Annotated in this window: 18 protein-coding genes; 9 read left to right on the top strand and 9 right to left on the bottom strand. The window is 59.9% G+C overall.

The features are described 5' to 3' along the window. Window positions 1–293: 293 nt before the first annotated feature. Window positions 294–950: an invasion associated locus B family protein gene (locus J3A65_RS09690; protein ID WP_062456811.1), complete on the top strand. Its 657-nt coding sequence runs from the start codon at window positions 294–296 to the stop codon at window positions 948–950. Between the two features lie 87 nt (window positions 951–1037). Here J3A65_RS09690 and hspQ read toward each other — a convergent pair whose 3' ends face one another. The 4 genes from hspQ to J3A65_RS09670 all read right to left on the bottom strand — a co-directional run bounded on the left by hspQ (window position 1038) and on the right by J3A65_RS09670 (window position 4335). Further along, window positions 1038–1367 carry a heat shock protein HspQ gene (gene hspQ, locus J3A65_RS09685; RefSeq protein ID WP_062456814.1) on the bottom strand — a complete coding sequence of 110 codons (330 nt, stop codon included), beginning with the start codon at window positions 1365–1367 and terminating at the stop codon, window positions 1038–1040. A 92-nt stretch (window positions 1368–1459) separates the two neighbouring features. Continuing rightward, the gene (locus J3A65_RS09680; protein WP_209900920.1) at window positions 1460–2383 is read right to left on the bottom strand and encodes a DMT family transporter; all 924 of its coding nucleotides are present in this window, start codon (window positions 2381–2383) and stop codon (window positions 1460–1462) included. Window positions 2384–2515: 132 nt separating this feature from the next. Further along, complete coding sequence (gene glnA / locus J3A65_RS09675) at window positions 2516–3925, bottom strand: type I glutamate--ammonia ligase (protein WP_062456819.1); 1410 nt, start codon at window positions 3923–3925, stop codon at window positions 2516–2518. 71 nt (window positions 3926–3996) lie between these two features. Then, on the bottom strand, window positions 3997–4335 hold the full coding sequence (locus J3A65_RS09670) for a P-II family nitrogen regulator (RefSeq protein ID WP_007753933.1): 339 nt from the start codon (window positions 4333–4335) through the stop codon (window positions 3997–3999). Between the two features lie 331 nt (window positions 4336–4666). Between J3A65_RS09670 and J3A65_RS09665 the strand changes: the two genes are divergently transcribed. After that, window positions 4667–6154 carry an NAD(P)H-hydrate dehydratase gene (locus tag J3A65_RS09665; RefSeq protein ID WP_209900918.1) on the top strand — a complete coding sequence of 496 codons (1488 nt, stop codon included), beginning with the start codon at window positions 4667–4669 and terminating at the stop codon, window positions 6152–6154. Here the strand turns inward: J3A65_RS09665 and J3A65_RS09660 are convergent. Both J3A65_RS09660 and uvrA read right to left on the bottom strand, forming a co-directional pair. Then, entirely contained in the window at window positions 6151–6963 is an 813-nt protein-coding gene (locus J3A65_RS09660) for a DUF72 domain-containing protein (RefSeq protein ID WP_209900916.1), read from the bottom strand. The two genes, J3A65_RS09665 and J3A65_RS09660, sit on opposite strands and share 4 nt — an antisense overlap. A 36-nt stretch (window positions 6964–6999) precedes the next feature. Beyond that, complete coding sequence (gene uvrA / locus J3A65_RS09655) at window positions 7000–9921, bottom strand: excinuclease ABC subunit UvrA (protein ID WP_209900914.1); 2922 nt, start codon at window positions 9919–9921, stop codon at window positions 7000–7002. Window positions 9922–10166: 245 nt separating this feature from the next. On the opposite strand from uvrA, the gene J3A65_RS09650 reads away from it, so the two are divergent. Beyond that, on the top strand, window positions 10167–10751 hold the full coding sequence (locus tag J3A65_RS09650; protein ID WP_062456831.1) for a single-stranded DNA-binding protein: 585 nt from the start codon (window positions 10167–10169) through the stop codon (window positions 10749–10751). Between the two features lie 17 nt (window positions 10752–10768). On the opposite strand, the gene J3A65_RS09645 is transcribed toward J3A65_RS09650, so the two are convergent. Together J3A65_RS09645 and J3A65_RS09640 are read right to left on the bottom strand one after the other, a co-directional pair. Next, on the bottom strand, window positions 10769–11944 hold the full coding sequence (locus J3A65_RS09645) for an HPP family protein (RefSeq protein ID WP_209900912.1): 1176 nt from the start codon (window positions 11942–11944) through the stop codon (window positions 10769–10771). Window positions 11945–11978: 34 nt separating this feature from the next. After that, entirely contained in the window at window positions 11979–12611 is a 633-nt protein-coding gene (locus J3A65_RS09640; protein WP_062456837.1) for a MarC family protein, read from the bottom strand. 228 nt (window positions 12612–12839) lie between these two features. Here J3A65_RS09640 and gyrA point away from each other — a divergent pair, with 228 nt between their 5' ends. After that, a complete protein-coding gene (gene gyrA, locus J3A65_RS09635; protein ID WP_209900910.1) occupies window positions 12840–15701 on the top strand; it encodes a DNA gyrase subunit A in 2862 nt (953 codons plus the stop codon). A 449-nt stretch (window positions 15702–16150) separates the two neighbouring features. Here gyrA and J3A65_RS09630 read toward each other — a convergent pair whose 3' ends face one another. Continuing rightward, window positions 16151–16333 (bottom strand): hypothetical protein, encoded by a 183-nt coding sequence (locus tag J3A65_RS09630; RefSeq protein WP_062456843.1) that lies wholly within the window; start codon window positions 16331–16333, stop codon window positions 16151–16153. Window positions 16334–16753: 420 nt separating this feature from the next. Here J3A65_RS09630 and coaD point away from each other — a divergent pair, with 420 nt between their 5' ends. The 5 genes from coaD to tgt all read left to right on the top strand — a co-directional run bounded on the left by coaD (window position 16754) and on the right by tgt (window position 20711). Then, window positions 16754–17248 (top strand): pantetheine-phosphate adenylyltransferase, encoded by a 495-nt coding sequence (gene coaD / locus J3A65_RS09625; RefSeq protein ID WP_209900908.1) that lies wholly within the window; start codon window positions 16754–16756, stop codon window positions 17246–17248. Between the two features lie 31 nt (window positions 17249–17279). Continuing rightward, a complete protein-coding gene (locus tag J3A65_RS09620) occupies window positions 17280–17852 on the top strand; it encodes a peptidylprolyl isomerase (protein ID WP_062456848.1) in 573 nt (190 codons plus the stop codon). Window positions 17853–17929: 77 nt separating this feature from the next. Beyond that, window positions 17930–18439: a peptidylprolyl isomerase gene (locus tag J3A65_RS09615; protein WP_062456851.1), complete on the top strand. Its 510-nt coding sequence runs from the start codon at window positions 17930–17932 to the stop codon at window positions 18437–18439. A gap of 74 nt (window positions 18440–18513) precedes the next feature. Next, window positions 18514–19581: a tRNA preQ1(34) S-adenosylmethionine ribosyltransferase-isomerase QueA gene (gene queA / locus J3A65_RS09610; RefSeq protein WP_209900907.1), complete on the top strand. Its 1068-nt coding sequence runs from the start codon at window positions 18514–18516 to the stop codon at window positions 19579–19581. Beyond that, a complete protein-coding gene (tgt, locus tag J3A65_RS09605) occupies window positions 19578–20711 on the top strand; it encodes a tRNA guanosine(34) transglycosylase Tgt (protein WP_192076911.1) in 1134 nt (377 codons plus the stop codon). The genes queA and tgt overlap by 4 nt, the downstream gene beginning before the upstream one ends. Window positions 20712–20720 lie beyond the last annotated feature (9 nt).

Raw genomic sequence — 20720 nt, 5'->3', positions numbered from 1 at the left:
CTGCGCTTCATGAAAGCATTCCGTTTCTCTCAATACTGCTGATTCGGGCGGAAAATAGCGGATAGGTGACAATGCACCAAGCACAGGCTCTTCAAACTTGCGTTGCAACGGTGAGGTTTGTCAAAATAGCAAAAGAAAGGCTGGATATCGCCGTCGCGTCGATGTAACAGATTGGCAACACCCGCCGAGTCATTCAATTGCCTCATTTGAGCGACAGGTGACAGGCAGTAGGACATCTCGACGGGGTGGACGGCGCATGCTGCGCCCGCGGATTTCAGGAGACGGATTTCGTTATGATGCTCAAGGCAACCAAAGTTATGCGGACGGCCATGTCTGCTCTTGCTGTTTCGGTCGGCGTAGCTGCGCTGCCGGTTGCAGCCTTCGCCCAGCAGGCAGCTCCCGCACAGGGCGGCGCCGGTGCCGGCGGTCCGCCGCTTGGCTGGTTCAAGACCTGCACCAAGCAGGACGATGCTGATCTCTGCGTTGTGCAGAACATCATTCTGGCCCAGAACGGCCAACTGATCACGGCAATCGGCCTCATCAGCGTCGAAGGCAAGGTCAACCGCAAGATCCTTCAGGTTTCGGTTCCGACCGCACGTATGGTGCAGCCTGGCATCATCATGCAGATCGACGGTGCCAAGGGTCAGAAGCTCGACTACGCCGTCTGCCTTCCCGACAAGTGCACAGCTGAAGTGCCGCTGACGGATGCGATGATCGCCAGCCTCAAGAAGGGCACCGACGTCGTCTTCACGTCGATGAACTTCCGTCGCGCGCCGAACCCGATCAAGGTTTCGCTGACCGGCTTTACCGGCGCTTATGACGGTGCCGCTATCACCCAGTCGCAGCTTGCGGAAAGCCAGCGTAGCCTGGAAGAAGGCATGCAGAAGAAGGCTGAGGAAGCGCGCAAGAAGCTTGAAGAAGCTCAGAACGCTGCCAAGCAGGGCCAGTAAGTTCAAATCTCAAAGCAACAAAAAAGCCCGGTCGAAAGACTGGGCTTTTTTCGTTTTGACGATTTATCTCGACAAGGCTGGCCCCGATCAATGGGCGAGGATGACCTTCGGCTTTAGATTGCCGGAGGGGCCGGCGTCGAAGATCTGGTAGACCTGCGGGTTGCGCAGGGGTTGGTCGCTCTCGTCATGGACCAGGTTCTGTTCCGAGACGTAAGCGACGTATTCGGTTTCGTCGTTCTCGGCCAGAAGGTGGTAGAAGGGCTGATCCTTGCTTGGGCGGATCTCGGCCGGAATCGCGTTCCACCATTCCTCGGTATTGTCATATTCGGGGTCCACATCGAACACGACGCCGCGGAACGGGAACACCTTGTGGCGAACGACTTCCCCGATCGTAAACTTGGCATTTCGCTGTTTCATGGTGCGACATCCTTTCGCAACATAATGTGGGTGTAAATCCGTTGCTGCTCAAGTGGCAAATGCGGTGTGGTAAGGATAGTTCCACTTTGTTCTCATCCCGTTCCTGCTCGTCTTCCCTTCAACGTTGCAAGAATGACGCCTCCGAGGACGCACAGGATGCCGACAGCATGGTAGGCCTCGAAGGTTTCGCCGAGAAACGCCACGGCCATGACGATCGAAACCGGGGGCATGAGGTAGAGCGTGGTCCCGGCCGTGACCGAACCGAAGATCCGCACCACCTGCTGGAAGCAGAAAAAGGCGGCGAGCGAGGCGAAGAGAATGATGCCGGCAAGCTTCATCCAGGCGGACTGGCTGGTGGGAAGAAGACCGCCGTGAAACAGTTCCCAGATCGCCGGCACGATCAGGATGAGCGAGCCGGAGAAGGCGATCAGTCCGAACAGCGTGAGCGGACGAACGGCTTGAGCTGCCGGGCGCCGTAACAGAATTGAATAAAAGGCAAACGCGATCGCAGCGATCAGAATGCCGAGATCGCCGGGATTGAACCGCATGTGAAGAACGGCAGCCAGATCTCCGCGCAACACGATGACAGCGACGCCCGCGAAGGCGAGCGCCATGCCGCAGATTTCCTTGATGCTGATGCGTCGGCTGGCGAACAGCCATTCCAGCAGAATGATGAAGAGCGACGACGTGCTGTAGATCAGCGTGGCATTCGAGGCCGTCGTCATGGTGAGCGCCCAGTAGACGAAGCCGCCGCAAATGCCCATGCCGAGGAAGCCGAGCCAGAGCCACAACCACGTATGGGCCCGCACAAAGGCCGCAGCAGCGCGACGATCCATATAGAGCAGCGGCAGCATAATAAGCGTCGAGCCTGCCCAGCGGATAAACGCGGTCATATAGGGACCGATCTCGCCGACAATGCCGCGACCGAAAACGAGATTGCTGGAAAAGAAGACCGGGACAAGAAGGAAGATCAGCCAGTCGAGGGGACGGGGCGTGCTGCCAGTATCGGTGCGCATGAGGCAATCCAGGGGGCGGTGAAGCAGGCACGGGCCTGTGACCGCAGGTTAGGAGCCTGCTGCTCCGATGAAGCACGAATGAAAAACGGCGGGTAAGCCCCGCCGTTTCTGGTTTTCAGGTTGGTCCGCGGATCAGGCGGAATAGTACATGTCGAATTCGACTGGATGCGGCGTCATCTCGAAGCGCATGACTTCCACCATCTTCAGTTCGATATAGGCGTCGATCTGATCGTCGTCGAAAACGCCGCCGGCGGTGAGGAACTTGCGATCCTTGTCGAGGCTGTCGAGCGCTTCGCGCAAGCTACCGCAGACCGTCGGGATCTTGCGCAGTTCCTTCGGCGGCAGGTCGTAGAGATCCTTGTCCATGGCCTTGCCGGGATGAATCTTGTTCTTGATGCCGTCGAGGCCGGCCATCAGCATGGCGGCAAAACCGAGATAGGGGTTCTGGGCCGGATCGGGGAAGCGGACTTCGACGCGCTTTGCCTTCGGGTTCGACCCGAACGGAATGCGGCAGGAGGCGGAACGGTTGCGGGCCGAGTAGGCAAGCAGAACCGGTGCTTCGTAACCCGGGACGAGACGCTTGTAGGAATTCGTCGTCGGGTTCGTGAAGGCGTTGATCGCCTTGGCGTGCTTGATTATGCCGCCGATGTAGTAAAGGCAGCTTTCCGACAGGCCTGCATACTCGTCACCAGCAAAGGTCGGCTTGCCGTCCTTCCAGATCGACTGGTGAACGTGCATGCCCGAGCCGTTGTCGCCGAAGATCGGCTTCGGCATGAAGGTGGCCGTCTTGCCATAGGCATTGGCGACCTGATGCACGACGTATTTGTAGATCTGCATCTTGTCGGCGTTGCGCACCAGCGTGTCGAACTTCACACCGAGTTCGTGCTGGGCGGCTGCGACTTCATGGTGATGCTTTTCGACGACCACGCCCATCTCGGTGAGGACGGTGAGCATTTCCGAGCGCATGTCCTGAAGGCTATCGACCGGTGGAACCGGGAAGTAGCCGCCCTTGACGCGCGGACGGTGGCCAAGGTTGCCGGTCTCGTAATCGGTGTCGTCGTTGGACGGCAGTTCCGAACTGTCCAGCTTGAAGCCCGTATTGTAGGGATCGGCCTTGTACTTGACGTCGTCGAAGACGAAGAATTCAGGCTCGGGGCCGACGAAAATCGTATCGCCGATGCCCGATGCCTTGAGATAGGCCTCGGCCTTCTTGGCCGTGCCGCGCGGATCGCGGTTGTAGGCTTCACCGGAAATCGGATCGAGAATATCGCAAACGATGACCATGGTGGATTGCGCGAAAAACGGGTCCATGTGCACGGTCTGCGGATCGGGCATCAGCACCATGTCCGACTCGTTGATGGCCTTCCATCCGCCGATCGAGGAGCCGTCGAACATGACGCCATCGGCGAACATATCCTCATCGACGGCCGAGACGTCCATCGTCACGTGCTGCAGCTTGCCGCGCGGGTCCGTAAAGCGCAGGTCCACGAACTTGACGTCGTTTTCCTTGATCTGTTTCATGATTTCGCTTGCGCTCGTCATATGACCTTTTCCTCGCCTGTATGATTGTTATGAACTCTCCGCGCGGCTTCTTCTCAGCCTTCAAAGTGCGGTCAGATAGCGTCCACACCCGTTTCGCCGGTGCGAATACGAATGACTTCCTCCACGTTGGAAACGAATATCTTGCCGTCTCCAATTCGTCCAGTCTGTGCCGCGTTGCGGATGGCCTCGATGACCGCGTCTGCATTCTCGTCGGCCAGCACAACTTCAACCTTCACCTTCGGGAGAAAGTCGACGACGTATTCCGCGCCACGATAAAGCTCGGTATGTCCCTTTTGGCGTCCAAAGCCCTTGGCCTCGGTCACCGTAATCCCCTGCAAGCCGACTTCCTGAAGGGCTTCCTTCACTTCATCCAGCTTGAACGGTTTAATGATCGCTTCGATCTTCTTCATGAGAAACCAACTCTCCGCTTCTCCCAGTCGCAGGCCCATGCCCGCCAAACAGGCCGATGCACTATTCGTGCCAAACTCTTTCACGTTTTTCAGAAAATAACACGGGTTTGCGTCAAAACTTTCCATTTTTCGGTGGATTGCCTGCTGAACGCGGTCGGCCACGTCCGGGTTTGTGCGCCTGACGCCGTATCCTTGCCGAAATCGCTTCCGCCCGCCGCACCGAGCGCATGCCTGTCCACCTACTAAATAAGCATGTTTTCTGTGCATTTGATGATGTTTTGATCACTAAGATCGCGCTTGTATTTCCCTTGTTTTGCCTTTGAATAGACAAATGACCAATTCATTCGCTCATTTGCTCCTGACGCCTAACGATATGGCAGCCGTCGACACGGCCGCGGCAGCATCAGGCATGTCCTCGATAGGGCTGATGGACCGCGCGGGCCGGGCTGTCGCGGCGTCGGCTCTTCGACACTTTCCCGGCGCGTTGCGCTTTGTCGTCCTGTGTGGACCCGGCAACAATGGCGGTGACGGCTATGTCGCGGCGGCGGCCTTGAAAGAGGCCGGCACACGCTGCGTGGTCTACAGTCTGGGGGATCCCGCACAACTGCGCGGCGATGCGCTTGAGGCCCGTTCACGCTGCCCGCTCGATACCCAGCCGTTGGACAATTATGTGCCATTGCCTGGTGATGTCGTCATCGATGCGCTCCTCGGGGCAGGGCTCTCCAGAAACGTCCCCGATAGCGTGGCGGCACTCGCTTATCGTCTGGCAGCAACCGATATACCCGTGCTTGCCGTCGATCTGCCGTCTGGACTATGCGGCCGGCGCGGCGTGGCGCTTGGCGCGGCGTTGCGTGCAGATCGGACGGTGACATTCGTTGCGCGCAAGCCGGGCCACGTCCTCATGCCGGGACGCGAGCTCTGCGGTGAACTTGAGGTTTTCGATATCGGCATCCCCCGTCGAATCGTTTTGAGCAAGGCCGGCAGTCTTGCCGAGAACGCGCCGTCGATCTGGAGCTCAGCTGTGCCGTCACCATTGGGTGACAGCCACAAGTATACGCGTGGACATCTGGTCGTGTTCAGCGGTCCCGCGGACAAGACGGGCGCAGCCCGGCTTTCGGCGACGGCGGGTCTGAAGCGCGGGGCAGGGCTCGTTACCGTTGCAAGCCCAACGGACGCACTTTCCGTCAATGCCGCCTCGCTGACAGCAATCATGCTTCATGCAATCGACGATGTCGCAGACCTCGCCGACTGGCTGGGTTCGGCAAAACTATCCGCCTTCGTGCTCGGCCCGGGGTTCGGCGTCGGGGAGAAAGCCCGCGCGTTCGTGCTGGCACTGAAGGGCAAGCGGCTAGTGCTGGACGCGGACGGCATTTCCTCGTTCAAGGACGATCCTGATACGCTGTTTTCAGCCTTCTCGGAGGGCGAGACGCGCCTGGTACTGACCCCACATGAGGGGGAGTTTGCCCGGCTGTTTCCGGATTTGGCTAAGGACAAAGAACTCAGCAAGCCCGAGAAGGCGCTGAAAGCCTCGGCGCTGGCCAACGCCGTCATCGTCTACAAGGGTGCAGACACGGTGATCGCTTCACCCGATGGCCGCGCCCTGATCAACACGAATGCGCCGCCCTGGCTTGCCACCGCAGGCTCCGGAGATGTGCTCGCCGGAATGATCGGAGCGCTGCTCGCTCAGGGCATGCCCGCCTTCGAGGCCGCGGCGGCAGGCGTCTACCTGCACGGCGAAGCGGCCAATAGCCTGACCCCAGACATGACCGCGGAAGAGCTGGCCAAAAGGGCAGGGATCATGCCGAACAGAGAGCCCTAGCTCTTGGCGTCTAGCATCTCCTGCATGGCCATTGCGCCGCCGGGGGCGTTGACCTTTCCCTCGTGAATGAAGAAGGCGTAGACGTCGCGCGCCGTCTTGGCGGGCTTACGCGTTTCGTCGATCAAAGGCAGATCGTCGGGGACGCTACCGGCAGACCAGGTTTTCAACCTTTTCGCCCAATCTTTCATATCCGGCTTCGTGTAACAGGTTTCGATCTCGTCCGACCCTTTTTGCAGCCGCGCATAGACGAAATCAGCGGTAACGTCGGCGATCATCGGATAGTCGAAATGATCGGCGCAGACGGGCGCGACATTGTATTTCGCGAGAAGCTCGACGAATTCCGGAACCTTGAAGCTGTCGTGCCTGACCTCGACGACGTGGCGCAAAGGCAGCCCTTCCAGCGCGTCCGGCAGCAGTTTCAGAAACGCTTCGAAATCGTCAGGCTCGAATTTCTTGGCGGGCGCGAACTGCCACAGCAACGGCCCAAGATGGTCGCCGAGTTCGACGAGCCCCTGCTGCAGAAAACGTTCGATCGATTCGCCCGCCTCGGCCAGGACCTTGCGGTTGGTGGTGTAGCGGCTGGCTTTGAGCGAGAAGATGAATCCGTCAGGCACTTCGGACGCCCATTTCGCAAAAGTCTCGGGCTTTTGCGACCCGTAATAGGTGCCGTTGACCTCGATGACCTTGAGCTTGGACGCCGCATATTCAAGCTGGCGTTTCTTCGCCAGCTTGTCCGGATAGAACGTGCCCTCCCAAGGCGCGAAGGTCCAGCCGCCGATGCCTGTTCGAATTACGCCTGGTGTCATCACTCATCTCCCCGAAACAGGTATTGGCGGCGGTAAAAACTATTCTGCCGCTTGGACTTTCTTGACCGGACGCCGTTCCAGAAGCTCCTTAAGGAACTGGCCGGTATAGGAGCGCTTCTCCTTGACGACCTGTTCCGGCGTGCCACAGGCGACAATCTCCCCACCACCCGTGCCGCCTTCGGGGCCAATGTCGATAACCCAATCGGCGGTCTTGATGACTTCGAGATTGTGCTCGATGACCACGACCGAATTGCCCTGGTTGACCAGCTCGTGCAGCATTTCCAGAAGTTTCGCGACGTCGTGGAAATGCAGGCCCGTGGTTGGCTCATCGAGAATATAGAGGGTGCGGCCGGTGGCACGCTTCGACAGCTCCTTGGCGAGCTTGACGCGCTGCGCTTCGCCGCCTGAGAGCGTGTTTGCCTGCTGGCCGACCTTGATATAGCCGAGACCGACATCGAACAGCGATTGCAGCTTGTCGCGCACGGCCGGAACCGCGGCAAAGAACTCGACACCTTCCTCGACCGTCATGTCCAGGACGTCGGCGATCGACTTGCCCTTGAAATGCACGTCGAGCGTTTCGCGGTTGTAGCGTTTGCCGTGGCAGACATCACAGGTGACATAGACATCCGGAAGGAAGTGCATCTCGATCTTGATGACGCCGTCGCCCTGGCAAGCCTCGCAACGGCCGCCCTTGACGTTGAAGGAGAAGCGGCCGGGTGCGTAACCGCGGGCCTTGGCTTCCGGCAGGCCGGCAAACCAGTCGCGGATGGGGGTGAAGGCACCGGTATAGGTGGCCGGGTTGGAGCGCGGTGTGCGACCGATCGGCGACTGGTCGATATCGATCACCTTGTCGATATGCTCGAACCCGTCGATCCGATCGTGCTCGGCCGGGATTTCTCTCGCGCCCATGACGCGGCGTGCGGCCGACTTGTAGAGCGTTTCGATCAGGAAGGTCGACTTGCCGCCACCCGATACGCCGGTCACGGCGGTAAAAACGCCGAGCGGTACCGCCGCGGTAACGTTCTTGAGGTTGTTGCCGCGGGCTCCGAAAACCTTGAGTTCCTTGCCTTTTTTGACCTTGCGCCGCTCAGTGGGAACTGCGACGCCGAGTTCGCCCGACAGGTATTTACCGGTCAGTGACTTGGGGTTTGCCATGACCTGCTGCGGCGTGCCTTCGGCGACGACCGTGCCGCCGTGGATGCCGGCCGCAGGGCCGATATCGACGACGTAATCGGCGGTCATAATGGCGTCTTCGTCATGTTCCACGACGATGACAGTATTTCCGATGTCACGCAGATGCTTCAGCGTTTCGAGCAGGCGGGCATTGTCGCGCTGGTGAAGGCCAATGGAGGGTTCGTCAAGCACGTAGAGCACGCCCGTGAGGCCGGAACCGATTTGCGATGCCAAACGGATGCGCTGGCTCTCGCCACCGGACAGCGTGCCGGAGTTTCGCGACAGGCTGAGATAGTCGAGCCCGACGTCGTTCAGGAACTGAAGGCGCTCGCGGATCTCCTTGAGGATACGGACAGCTATCTCGTTCTGCTTCGCGTTCAGGTGCTCGGGGAGCGCCGCAAACCAGTCGCGTGCCAGACGGATCGACATTTCTGTCGTCTGGCCGATATGCAGCTTATTGATCTTGACCGCTAGCGCTTCCGGCTTCAGGCGATAGCCGGCACAGGACGGACATGGAGCGGCCGACATGTAGCGCTCGATCTCCTCGCGCGCCCAGGCACTGTCGGTTTCCTTCCAGCGCCGTTCGAGATTGGGGACAATGCCTTCGAACGTCTTGGTCGTCTTGTAGGACCTGGCACCATCGGCGTAGTTGAACTCGATCTTTTCCTCGGTGCCCTCAAGGATCGCCGAGCGGGCGCTATCCGACAGCTTGTCCCAGCGGTCCGTCAGCTTGAAACCAAAGACCTTGCCGAGACCCTCGAGCGTCTGGTTGTAATAGGGCGAGGTGGACTTCGCCCAGGGCGCGATCGCGCCATCCTTCAGTGTCCGGCCGGGTTCCGGCACGATCATGTTCCGGTCCACCTTCTGCTGTGATCCAAGACCATCGCAGGTGGGGCAGGCACCGAAGGGATTGTTGAAGGAGAACAGCCGCGGCTCGATCTCCGGAATGGTGAATCCGGACACAGGGCAGGCGAATTTTTCCGAAAACAGAACCCGTTCATGGGTTTCGTTGAGCGACTTGTTGGCAGATCCGCCTGCGGAGGTTTCCTTCTCCGGCAGAGGCTTGTCGGCGAACTCCGCAACGGCCAGGCCATCCGCCAGATTCAGCGATGTCTCAAGGCTGTCGGCCAGACGCGCGGCAATGTCGGAACGCACCACAAGGCGGTCGACGACGACGTCGATGTCGTGTTTGTATTTCTTGTCGAGCGCTGGAACGTCGGCGATCTCATAGAACTGGCCATCCACCTTGACGCGCTGAAAACCCTTTTTCATCAGCTCGGCGAGTTCTTTCTTGTACTCGCCTTTGCGGCCGCGGATCATTGGCGCGAGGATATAAAGTCGGGTGCCCTCTTCGAAAACAAGGACCCTGTCGACCATCTGGCTGACGGTCTGGCTTTCGATCGGAAGCCCGGTCGCTGGCGAGTATGGAACGCCGACGCGCGCAAACAACAGGCGCATGTAGTCGTAGATTTCCGTGACCGTTCCGACCGTCGAGCGGGGATTTCGCGAGGTCGTCTTCTGCTCGATCGAGATTGCCGGAGACAGGCCTTCGATCTGGTCGACGTCAGGCTTCTGCATCATCTCCAGAAACTGGCGAGCATAGGCCGACAGGCTTTCGACATAGCGTCGCTGTCCCTCGGCATAGATCGTGTCGAACGCAAGCGACGACTTGCCGGAGCCGGACAGGCCGGTCATCACGATCAGCGAGTTGCGGGGCAGATCGAGATCGATACCCTTCAGATTGTGCTCGCGCGCACCACGGATGGAAATGGTTTTGAGTTCGCTCATCGTTATGCCTTCGGGGAGGATCGAAGGTCCTTATGTAGTTATCGAACGCCGCCTGTCGAGACGAAACTGTTGCAATGCAACCCGGTTCCGAATGCTTGACAGAACTATACGGAGAAAATAGAACAAAGAAAGAACAAAATTCACTGTGGATTAAACCTCGGCATTGCCCAATCCGGGCGGTCGATGGTTTATGGTGGGGTGATTGGTTTTCAAAGCCGCGCTTGGCGGCAAACGAGGTGAATACGATGGCGGGCAGCGTGAACAAAGTCATTCTGGTGGGCAATGTCGGCGCCGACCCGGAAATCCGCCGGACGCAGGATGGCCGCCCGATCGCAAACCTGCGCATCGCCACGTCGGAAAGCTGGCGCGATCGTACGTCGGGCGAGCGTCGCGAAAAGACAGAATGGCATACGGTCGTCGTGTTCAACGAAGGCCTCTGCAAGGTCGTCGAGCAGTATGTCAAAAAGGGTGCCAAGCTTTATATCGAAGGCGCGCTGCAGACTCGCAAATGGCAGGACCAGACCGGCAACGATCGTTATTCAACCGAAATCGTGCTGCAGGGCTTCAACTCGACCCTGACAATGCTCGACGGTCGTGGCGAAGGCGGCGGTGAGCGCGGCGGCGCACGTGGTGGCGCAAGCGACTTCGGCGGCGGTGGCGGCGGTGATTTCGGCGGCAACTACGGTGGCGGCGGCGATGACTATGATCGTCCGCGTTCCGGGGGGGGGGCACCGGCAGGGCGCGGTGCTCAGGGCAGCCAGGGTGGCCAGTCGTCCGGTGGTGGCGGCGGGAACTTCTCCCGCGACCTCGACGACGACATCCCATTCTGATCAAAAAAAGGCGCCGCTCAGGCGCCTTTTTCATGTTCGGTTGGAGCATGAGTGGCACGGTCCGAAAGCATCGCTACAAGCACGTCGGACTGCGAGAGTATCCCGGCGAGTTTGCCGTTCTCGCCGACGATCGGCAGGTAGTGCAGGCCTTCCTCGGCAAACATGACGACCGCATCGTTGAGCGGTGCCGACGGCTCGATCGTCCGGACCGGCGCGGTCATGATATCCCTTACGATATGGTTTGGCGCTGTTGCGCCTTGCATCATCAGCCGCAAACGCTGGCGCGGGCCGATCGTCGGGCGACCACCGGTCCAGATTGGCTTGTCCAGAAAATCCGTCTGCGTAACGATGCCAACCACCTCAGCCTTTTCGTTGGTGACGGGCAGGGCCTTCAGACGGTGGTTGCGCATGGACTGATGCGCCTTCCCCAGGGGATCATCCGGTGACACCGCGATCACGTCGCGGGACATGACGTCGGCGCAGGTGAGGTGGCTGGCGCGCTGGCGGTAGGAGCGCAGTTCGGTCAGGCGAATAATGGTTTCGAGGTCGCTGCGATCGATATCGAGGACCTGATCATAGTCCCTGAGGACGGCGTCGAGATCCTCCCGGCGGAACCCGATACGGCCGCTCGGCGGCGGATCCTTGGTGCCGTGCGAAGGGGCAGGCGTAGCGGGCGCATGCGGATAGCGCCGGCCTGCGAGATTGTTGAGAATGATCGCAAGCAGCAGCAAAACCAGCGAGTTGCCCAGAACCGGCCAGAGGACGAATCCGTATCCCATCGCGTGAATGGACGGGCCGCCAAGCACTGCGGTCAGGGCAATCGCACCGCTTGGCGGGTGCAGGCAGCGCAGCGCCATCATCGCCGCGATCGCTATGCCAATGGCGAGGCCCGAGGCGAGGGCAGGGTCTGGCACGAGCGCAGCGACTGTGACGCCGACAGTGGCCGAGAGAATATTGCCGCCCAAGATGGACCAGGGTTGTGCGAGCGGGCTCGACGGGACGGCAAAGAGCAGCACGGCCGAGGCACCCATCGGGGCGATCAGTGCCGGCAGTGACGGTTCGAAGCCGACGACGAGACTGCCGCCCAGTCCCGTCAGGGAAATGCCGAGCAAGGCGCCGCCCGCAGAGCGGAGCCGTTCCCTCATGCTGATCGGGTTCGGTGCCTGTCCGATCAGACGGTTTAGAATGTGCATGGATTGAGCTTTCGGCCGTCCGTCTCAGGAAGGATCAGGGTATCGCGAATGCCGACCGGATGCCATCGACCACGAACTGAACGGACAAGGCAGCGAGGATGACCCCGAGAAGCCGGGTGAGGATCGCGCGCCCTGTCACACCCAGGAAACGGTCGAGCTTTTCCGCGATCAGAAGCGTTGCGTAGAGCACCACCATGATCAGCGCGAGGACCCCGATAAGAAGGGCGCGGTCGAGAGCGCTGGTGAATGTTCCCGACAAAAGGACGGTCGCGGAGATCGCTCCGGGGCCGGCGATCAGCGGCAGGGCGAGCGGAAACACGGCGATATCGTGGATATGGTCGATCGTGATCGCCTTTTGAGACGTCTTTTCCTTTCGCTCCTGGCGCTTCTCGAAAACCATTTCGAATGAGATCCAGAACAGCAGCAAGCCGCCCGCGATGCGGAAGGCGCCGATCGAGATACCGAGCAGGCCGAGAACGCTCGATCCGAACAGCGCGAACACCGCGAGGATCCCGAAGGCGATCAGCGCACCGCGGAAGGCGACAAAGCGCCGTTGCGCCGTCGTCATGCCGACCGTCAGGCCCAGAAAGACCGGCGCCAGACCCGGCGGGTCGAGCGTGACCAGCAAAGTGGTCAACGCGTTGATGAGAGCATCGGGTGAGGCCATGGATACTCCTAGAGGACGCTCGGCTTGCCGTTCAATGATAAGATTGTTAGGACAGCCGGGCGCTTTAGGGAAGTCTTGCAACGAATGTATCCAACGATCGTGGCAAACACCTTCCAAATGCCGCAAAACCTGTTCACAACTACAAAGCAAATTCAGTGGAAATTGGCGCCCGGAGCCGCTTTCCGCTATAAAAATTCAAATGATTCCGAACAGAGATCGTGATCCGATTTGACTGAGCAAAGCACACCCGGCGGCGGAAAGCTGCCTCCAGGCATCGAACCCATTTCCATTATGGAAGAGATGCAGCGGTCCTATCTCGATTATGCGATGAGCGTGATCGTCAGCCGCGCACTTCCCGACGTTCGTGACGGACTGAAGCCGGTGCACCGGCGCATCATGTTCGGCATGTCCGAGCTCGGGATCGACTGGAACAAGAAATACGTGAAATGCGCCCGCGTAACCGGTGACGTGATGGGTAAATTCCATCCGCACGGCAACTCCGCGATCTATGATGCGCTGGCACGTATGGCGCAGGACTGGTCGCTGCGATTGCCGCTGATCGACGGACAGGGCAATTTCGGATCGATCGACGGGGATCCGCCGGCGGCCGAGCGCTACACCGAGTGCAGGCTTGAAAAGTCTGCCCATGCGCTGCTCGACGATCTCGACAAGGAAACTGTCGATTTCCGCGACAACTATGACGGCACCCTGTCGGAACCGGTGGTTCTGCCGGCGAAATTCCCGAACCTGCTGGTCAATGGCGCAGGCGGCATCGCCGTCGGCATGGCAACCAACATCCCGCCGCACAATCTGTCGGAAGTGATCGACGGCTGCATCGCGATGATGGACAATCCGGCGATCGAGTTGGCCGAGCTGATGCAGATCATTCCCGGTCCGGACTTTCCGACAGGTGCAATGATTCTTGGCCGCGCCGGGATCCGGCTGGCTTACGAGACCGGTCGCGGCTCCGTCATGATGCGCGGTCGTGCGACGATCGAACCTCTGCGCGGCGACCGCGAGCAGATCATTATCACCGAAGTTCCCTACCAGGTGAACAAGGCCTCGATGGTCGAAAAGATTGGCGAACTCGTCCGCGAAAAGCGGATCGAGGGGATTTCCGATCTGCGCGACGAGTCCGACAGACAGGGTTACCGCGTCGTCGTCGAACTGAAGCGCGATGCGAATGCCGACGTCATTTTGAACCAGCTCTACCGCTATACGCCGCTGCAGACGTCGTTCGGCTGCAACATGGTGGCGCTCAATGGCGGCAAGCCGGAGCAGCTGGCGCTGATCGACATGCTGAAGGCCTTTGTGTCCTTCCGCGAGGAAGTCGTCAGCCGCCGCACGAAATACCTGCTGCGCAAGGCGCGCGAGCGCGCTCACGTGTTGGTGGGTCTGGCGATCGCCGTTGCCAATATCGATGAAGTCATTGCGCTCATCCGCCGTGCACCGGATCCTGCGACGGCGCGCGAGCAGTTGATGACCCGCCGCTGGCCGGCCCATGACGTCGAGGCTCTTATCCGGCTCATCGACGATCCGCGTCACAAGATCAACGAGGACCTGACTTACAACCTCTCCGAGGAACAGGCCCGCGCGATCCTCGAACTGCGTCTTGCCCGCCTCACGGCGCTCGGCCGCGATGAAATCGGCGACGAGTTGAACAAGATCGGCGCCGAGATCTCCGACTATCTCGACATCCTGTCGTCACGGGTTCGCATCCAGCAGATCGTCAAGGACGAACTCATCGCCGTTCGCGACGAATTCGGCACACCGCGCCGCACCGAGATCCTCGAAGGTGGTCTCGAAATGGACGACGAGGACCTGATTGCCCGCGAGGACATGGTCGTTACCGTTTCGCATCTTGGCTATATCAAGCGTGTTCCGCTGGCGACGTATCGCGCCCAGCGTCGTGGCGGCAAGGGTCGCTCCGGTATGGCGACGCGTGACGAGGATTTCGTTACCCGGCTATTCGTGGTCAACACCCATACGCCGGTCCTGTTCTTCTCCTCGCGTGGCATCGTCTACAAGGAAAAGGTCTGGCGCCTGCCGATCGGCACGCCGCAATCGCGCGGCAAGGCCCTGATCAACATGCTGCCGCTGGAAGCCGGCGAGCGCATCACCACGATCATGCCGTTGCCCGAAGACGAAACGTCCTGGGATAACCTCGACGTGATGTTCTCCACGACACGCGGCACGGTTCGCCGCAACAAGCTTTCGGACTTCGTGCAGGTCAACCGCAACGGCAAGATCGCCATGAAGCTCGAGGAGGAGGGTGACGAAATCCTCTCCGTCGAGACCTGCAGCGGTCCGAACCTCGACCTCAACGAGCCCGGCGACGACGTGTTGCTGACAACCGCGCTTGGACAGGCGATCCGCTTCCCGGTCGAAGAGGTCCGCGTCTTTGCCGGCCGTAATTCCATCGGTGTCCGCGGTATCAATCTGGCCGAAGGCGACCGCATCATCTCGATGACGATTGTCGGGCATGTCGATGCCGAGCCGTGGGAACGTGCAGCCTATCTCAAGCGCTCGGCGATCGAGCGCCGTGCTGCCGGGGTGGACGAAGAGGATATCGCTCTCGTTGGTGAGGAAGTCACCGAAGAGGGACAGCTTTCCGATGAGCGCTACGAATACCTGAAGCAACACGAGCAGTTCGTGCTGACGGTTTCGGAAAAAGGCTACGGCAAGCGCTCGTCTTCCTATGACTTCCGCACATCGGGCCGTGGCGGCAAGGGTATCCGTGCCACCGATACCTCGAAGACTGCGGAAATCGGCGAACTCGTGGCCGCCTTCCCGATCGACGAGGGTGACCAGATCATGCTCGTTTCGAATGGCGGTGTTCTGATCCGTGTTCCGGTTGGCGGCATTCGCATTGCCAGCCGTGCGACGAAGGGCGTCACGATCTTCTCGACCCATAAGGATGAGAAGGTGGTCTCCGTCGAGCGCATCAGCGAGCCTGAGAACGAAGACGAGAACGGCGAGTTGCCGGGTGAGATCTCGGCCGAAACCGGTGACCTCGGGATTGCTCCCGATACCGACACCGACGCGCCCGAAACCGATACGCCTGATGCTGACGGGGATGCGACCGAATAGGTCGCGTCCACCCGGACGGCAAAAGACGAGAAAACGAAAAAAGCCGGAGGATGGGAAACCATCCTCCGGCTTCTGTTTGAGTAGCTCCACGGGTTGGGCATCTCACCAGTATTTGGCACCGGCGATCAAACTAGTGGCGCGGTGTTCGATCATTGGATTGGGATGCGACCGAGTAGGTCGCGTCCTCCCGGAGGGCAGAGGACATCAACAACGAAAAAGCCGGAGGATGGAAAACCATCCTCCGGCTTTGTTTGAGCCGCTTGGCGCGGAAAGGGCATCGCGCCCTGTTCGCTACCGTTCACGAAAATAATGGTGTGGCTTGTCGCTCTAGATCTTCCCGACAACGCGCCCAAAGATCAGGGGGCACGATTGCGGTTTCTAAGATCGCGGATGTTTCAGAGGAACGGCCAATGGGATGAGGTCCCAGTCCAGCTCCTCGCGGCAGGCGATCAATAGTAGGAGATGTCGCTGTAACGACCGGTAACCTGCGGGTAGTTGGAGCCGTCGACATCCGAGCGGTCCTGGTAAAGAGTGACCGTCGCCGTCAACATGACAGCAATCATGGCGCTCCATACGAGGTTAATCATGGTGATCTTGTCGGGCATAGCCATCTTTTTGTTTGCGATCATCATATCCGATTATCCTTTTAATTGCCTGAGCGCGTGAACTGCGCGCAGCGACACCACATTATGAGAGTGACCTATCTGAACGGCTCTGAAGCATGCTTGAATGGCGCGTTCATCTGGCGTTCAGGTTCCGGATCGCGTTTCCACTTCTCAGAGGTCTGGCGATCCGAATACGTAAATCGCGGCGTCCAATAAAAGCGCTGCAGCGATTGCAGCGAAAATCATCAAAGCCAGCATTTCCGTATCTCTCAACTCAGCGGGACGATGATCTCGCCCCGTCATGTTTGTCAGTTAAACATGAGCCGGCTGAAACGGCCTTGAACGACGCATTCATCTTTCGTTCAGTTTTTGGGAAAGCCTTGCAGCGGGCGGCCTTCCGTGACAAAAGGCCGTTGAAATTCAGCTGGAACAGGCTCCGACTTCAGTATGACGATCGCTCTTTATCCCGGCTCATTCGACCCGATGACAAACGGCCATCTCGATATTCTCGTGCAGGCGCTGAACATTGCCGAACGGGTCGTCGTGGCAATCGGCGTTCATCCGGGCAAGGTGCCGGTATTCAGCTTCGAGGAGCGCGCGGCATTGATCGCAGCGGCACTTTCGGAGGCTCTGCCTGCTCGCCGCGACAGTCTTTCGGTGGTTTCCTTCGAAGGATTGGTGATCGACGCTGCCCGGGAGCAGGGGGCGACAATCCTGGTGCGGGGCCTGCGCGACGGGACCGATTTCGACTATGAGGTTCAGATGGCCAGCATGAACCGGACAATGGCGCCAGACCTTCAGACGGTATTCCTGCCCTCTGCGGCCGCCTCCCGGCCCATAACGGCCACATTGGTCCGCCAGATCGCTGCCATGGGCGGCAATGTCGGTGAATTCGTGCCGGCTGTGGTACTGCGCGCCCTGAACGAAAAGCACAAACGCTGATTCTGCGACAAAAGATAACAGGAGTTTTCTGATGAAACTGCTTCGCCTCGCCATAGCCGGCGCCCTCGCGCTCGCTGCCACGGTCGGAACAGCCGTTGCGGCGGCAGACGATTTTCTGACCATCCAGTTGAAGGATGGCCCGGTCGTGATCCAGCTGATGCCGGAGTCGGCACCGAAGCACGTTGCGCAGGTGAAGGCGCTGGCTGCCAAGGGTGCCTATGACAACGTCATATTCCACCGCGTCATCGATGGCTTCATGGCCCAGACCGGCGACGTCAAGTTCGGCAAGCAGGGCGGCCCGAGCTTCAATGCTTCGCGCGCCGGCACCGGTGGCTCGGATCTTGCCGATCTTCCCGCAGAGTTTTCCAAGACGCCGTTCGAGCGCGGCACTGTCGGCATGGCCCGTTCGCAGAGCCCGAATTCTGCCAACTCGCAGTTCTTCATCATGTTCGATGAAGGCCCGTTCCTGAACGGTCAGTACACCGTAATCGGCAAGGTCGTGTCCGGCATGGAAGCCGTGGACAAGATCAAGCGCGGCGATGGCAGCAATGGCGAAGTCACCAATCCCGACAAGATGGTCAAGGTGACCGTCGGCAAGAAATGATCGACTTACAGTCGATTGAAACGGCAACGGCCCACCGGGCTGATGTCCTGAGACAGAGATAATCAAGGAGAAATACCATGGCCGAGATCAAGGATCCCGAAAACACCCTCATCATGGAAACCACCAAGGGCAAGGTCGTCATCTCGCTCCTGCCGGATCTGGCACCTGAGCACGTTGCGCGCATCAAGGAACTTGCCCGCGAGACGGCCTATGACGGCGTGGTTTTCCACCGCGTCATTCCGGATTTCATGGCGCAGACCGGCGACGTCAAGTTCGGCAAGCAGGGCGGAGCGGACTTCAACCCTTCGCGCGCCGGCATGGGCGGCTCCGACAAGCCTGACCTGAAGGCTGAATTCTCAGCTGTATCGCATATCCGCGGCACATGCTCGATGGCCCGTTCGCAGAGCCCGAACTCCGCCAACTCGCAGTTCTTCATCTGCTTTACCGACGCTCCTTGGCTGAACAAGCAGTACACGGTCTGGGGCCAGGTCATCGAAGGCATGGACATCATCGACCTGATCAAGAAGGGCGAGCCGGTCAAGGATCCGGACTCGATCGTTTCCGTCCGCGTCGCCGCAGACGTCTGATCTAAACCGCAATCTCTGGCCCGCTCCGTCTTCTCGACGGGGCGGGCCTTGCCTATTCTGGAAGCTCATCCATCATGCGTGTCGATCTATTCGATTTCGATCTGCCCGAGGAAAACATTGCGCTGCGGCCGGCAAACCCGCGCGACAGCGCCCGGCTGCTTGTCGTCGACGCCGGCGCCGATCCTGTCCTCTCCGACCAGCGGGTCAGTGATCTGGTGGCATTCCTGAAGCCGGGCGATGCGCTGGTCTTCAACGACACGAAAGTCATTCCCGCGCAGCTCGAAGGCATCCGTCATCGTGAAGGCGCCGGCGGTCAGCAGGTTTCGGCGACGCTGCATATGCGCACCGAACCGGATGTCTGGAAGGCGTTTGCCAGGCCCGGCAAGCGGATCAAGGTCGGCGACCGGATCGAGTTTGGCCATTCGGGATCGCTGAGCGCGACAGTCGAAGACAAGGGTGAGGGCGGCGAGGTGACGCTGCGGTTTGATCTTTCAGGCCCTGCGTTGGACGAAGCGATCCTGTCGGTCGGCCATATTCCGCTGCCGCCCTATATCGCCGCCAAGCGGCCCGAGGATGCGCAGGACGCGAAGGATTACCAGACGATCTATGCCCGCGAGCAGGGCGCCGTTGCTGCGCCCACAGCGGGTCTGCATTTCACGCCCGACCTGTTTGCCAGGCTGGACGCGGCGGGCGTCGAGCGGCATTTCGTGACGCTGCATGTGGGGGCCGGAACGTTTCTGCCGATGAAGGTGGACGATACCGAAGACCACAAGATGCATCAGGAAATCGGTTACGTGAGTGCCGAGACCGCGCAGCATCTCAACGCCGTCAGGGCGAGGGGCGGGCGCATCGTCTGCGTCGGCACGACCTCGCTGCGGCTGATTGAAAGTGCTGCGGCTGACGACGGCACCATACTGCCCTGGAGCGGTGCGACCGGCATCTTCATCACGCCCGGCTATCGGTTCAAGGCAGTCGACATGCTGATGACCAATTTCCATTTGCCGAAATCGACGCTGTTCATGCTGGTTTCGGCCTTCTGTGGGCTCGAGACGATGCGCTCAGCCTACGACCATGCCATCTCGTCCGGCTACCGCTTTTACTCCTACGGCGACTCAAGCCTGCTTTTCAGGAACGACCGATGACCACCGAAAATTTCCAGTTCAATCTGAAGGCAACAGACGGCGGCGCCCGTCTCGGCGAAGTCTCCATGCCGCGCGGAACGATCCGCACACCGGCCTTCATGCCGGTCGGCACCGTCGGGACCGTCAAGGCGATGTATCTCGACCAGGTGCGCGATACGGGCGCCGATATCATACTCGGCAATACCTATCACCTGATGCTGCGGCCGGGCGCCGAACGGGTTGCGCGGCTCGGTGGACTGCACAAGTTGATCCGCTGGGATCATCCGATCCTCACCGATTCGGGCGGCTTTCAGGTCATGTCGCTTTCGGCGCTCAGAAAGCTGGACGAGAAGGGCGTGACCTTCAAGAGCCATATCGACGGCTCCAAGCACCATATGTCGCCGGAGCGTTCGATCGAGATACAGGGCCTGCTTGGCTCGGATATCCAGATGCAGCTCGACGAATGCGTGGCGCTTCCGGCCGAGGCCAAGGAAATCGAGCGCGCGATGGAATTGTCGCTTCGCTGGGCAGAGCGCTGCCGGGTGGCCTTCGGGGAGCAGCCGGGCAAGGCGATGTTCGGCATCGTTCAGGGTGGTGACATTCCGGCGCTCCGCGTGCGGTCTGCCGAAGGGCTGAAACAGCTCGACCTCAAGGGTTATGCGGTGGGCGGGCTTGCCGTCGGCGAGCCTCAGGACGTGATGCTGCGCATGCTGGAGGAAACGCTTCCGGTTCTGCCGTCCGAAAAGCCGCGCTACCTGATGGGCGTCGGCACGCCGGATGATATCCTCAAATCGGTCGCGCGCGGTATCGACATGTTTGACTGCGTGATGCCGACGCGGGCCGGCCGTCACGGTCTCGCCTTCACCCGTCGCGGCAAGGTGAATCTTCGCAACGCACGCCATGCCGAGGATATGCGACCGCTCGACGAGGAGTCTGGCTGCCCGGCCACACGCGATTACTCCCGCGCCTATCTGCATCATCTCATTCGCGCAGACGAATCGCTGGGCGGGATGCTGCTGTCGTGGAACAACCTCAACTACTATCAGGATCTGATGAAGGGCATTCGCGAAGCGATCGCCAACGGTCGTTTCGAGGATTTCTGTGCAGAGACCCAGGCGGAATGGGCCAAGGGCGATATCGACCCGGTCTGAGGATGTTCT

This window comes from Rhizobium sp. PvP014 (assembly GCF_017876855.1).
Taxonomy (GTDB): Bacteria; Pseudomonadota; Alphaproteobacteria; order Rhizobiales; family Rhizobiaceae; genus Neorhizobium; species Neorhizobium soli.
The sequence above is the reverse complement of the archived record's forward strand: the minus strand, read 5'-3'. Positions and strand labels throughout refer to the sequence as shown.

What these genes read in the sequence shown, in the direction of transcription:
- J3A65_RS09690 (WP_062456811.1), top strand. Translation starts at nt 294, where the DNA reads ATGATGCTCAAGGCAACCAAAGTTATGCGGACGGCCATGTCTGCTCTT.
- hspQ (WP_062456814.1), bottom strand. Translation starts at nt 1,367, where the DNA reads ATGAAACAGCGAAATGCCAAGTTTACGATCGGGGAAGTCGTTCGCCAC.
- J3A65_RS09680 (WP_209900920.1), bottom strand. Translation starts at nt 2,383, where the DNA reads ATGCGCACCGATACTGGCAGCACGCCCCGTCCCCTCGACTGGCTGATC.
- glnA (WP_062456819.1), bottom strand. Translation starts at nt 3,925, where the DNA reads ATGACGAGCGCAAGCGAAATCATGAAACAGATCAAGGAAAACGACGTC.
- J3A65_RS09670 (WP_007753933.1), bottom strand. Translation starts at nt 4,335, where the DNA reads ATGAAGAAGATCGAAGCGATCATTAAACCGTTCAAGCTGGATGAAGTG.
- J3A65_RS09665 (WP_209900918.1), top strand. Translation starts at nt 4,667, where the DNA reads ATGACCAATTCATTCGCTCATTTGCTCCTGACGCCTAACGATATGGCA.
- uvrA (WP_209900914.1), bottom strand. Translation starts at nt 9,921, where the DNA reads ATGAGCGAACTCAAAACCATTTCCATCCGTGGTGCGCGCGAGCACAAT.
- J3A65_RS09650 (WP_062456831.1), top strand. Translation starts at nt 10,167, where the DNA reads ATGGCGGGCAGCGTGAACAAAGTCATTCTGGTGGGCAATGTCGGCGCC.
- J3A65_RS09645 (WP_209900912.1), bottom strand. Translation starts at nt 11,944, where the DNA reads ATGCACATTCTAAACCGTCTGATCGGACAGGCACCGAACCCGATCAGC.
- J3A65_RS09640 (WP_062456837.1), bottom strand. Translation starts at nt 12,611, where the DNA reads ATGGCCTCACCCGATGCTCTCATCAACGCGTTGACCACTTTGCTGGTC.
- J3A65_RS09630 (WP_062456843.1), bottom strand. Translation starts at nt 16,333, where the DNA reads ATGATGATCGCAAACAAAAAGATGGCTATGCCCGACAAGATCACCATG.
- coaD (WP_209900908.1), top strand. Translation starts at nt 16,754, where the DNA reads ATGACGATCGCTCTTTATCCCGGCTCATTCGACCCGATGACAAACGGC.
- J3A65_RS09620 (WP_062456848.1), top strand. Translation starts at nt 17,280, where the DNA reads ATGAAACTGCTTCGCCTCGCCATAGCCGGCGCCCTCGCGCTCGCTGCC.
- J3A65_RS09615 (WP_062456851.1), top strand. Translation starts at nt 17,930, where the DNA reads ATGGCCGAGATCAAGGATCCCGAAAACACCCTCATCATGGAAACCACC.
- queA (WP_209900907.1), top strand. Translation starts at nt 18,514, where the DNA reads ATGCGTGTCGATCTATTCGATTTCGATCTGCCCGAGGAAAACATTGCG.
- tgt (WP_192076911.1), top strand. Translation starts at nt 19,578, where the DNA reads ATGACCACCGAAAATTTCCAGTTCAATCTGAAGGCAACAGACGGCGGC.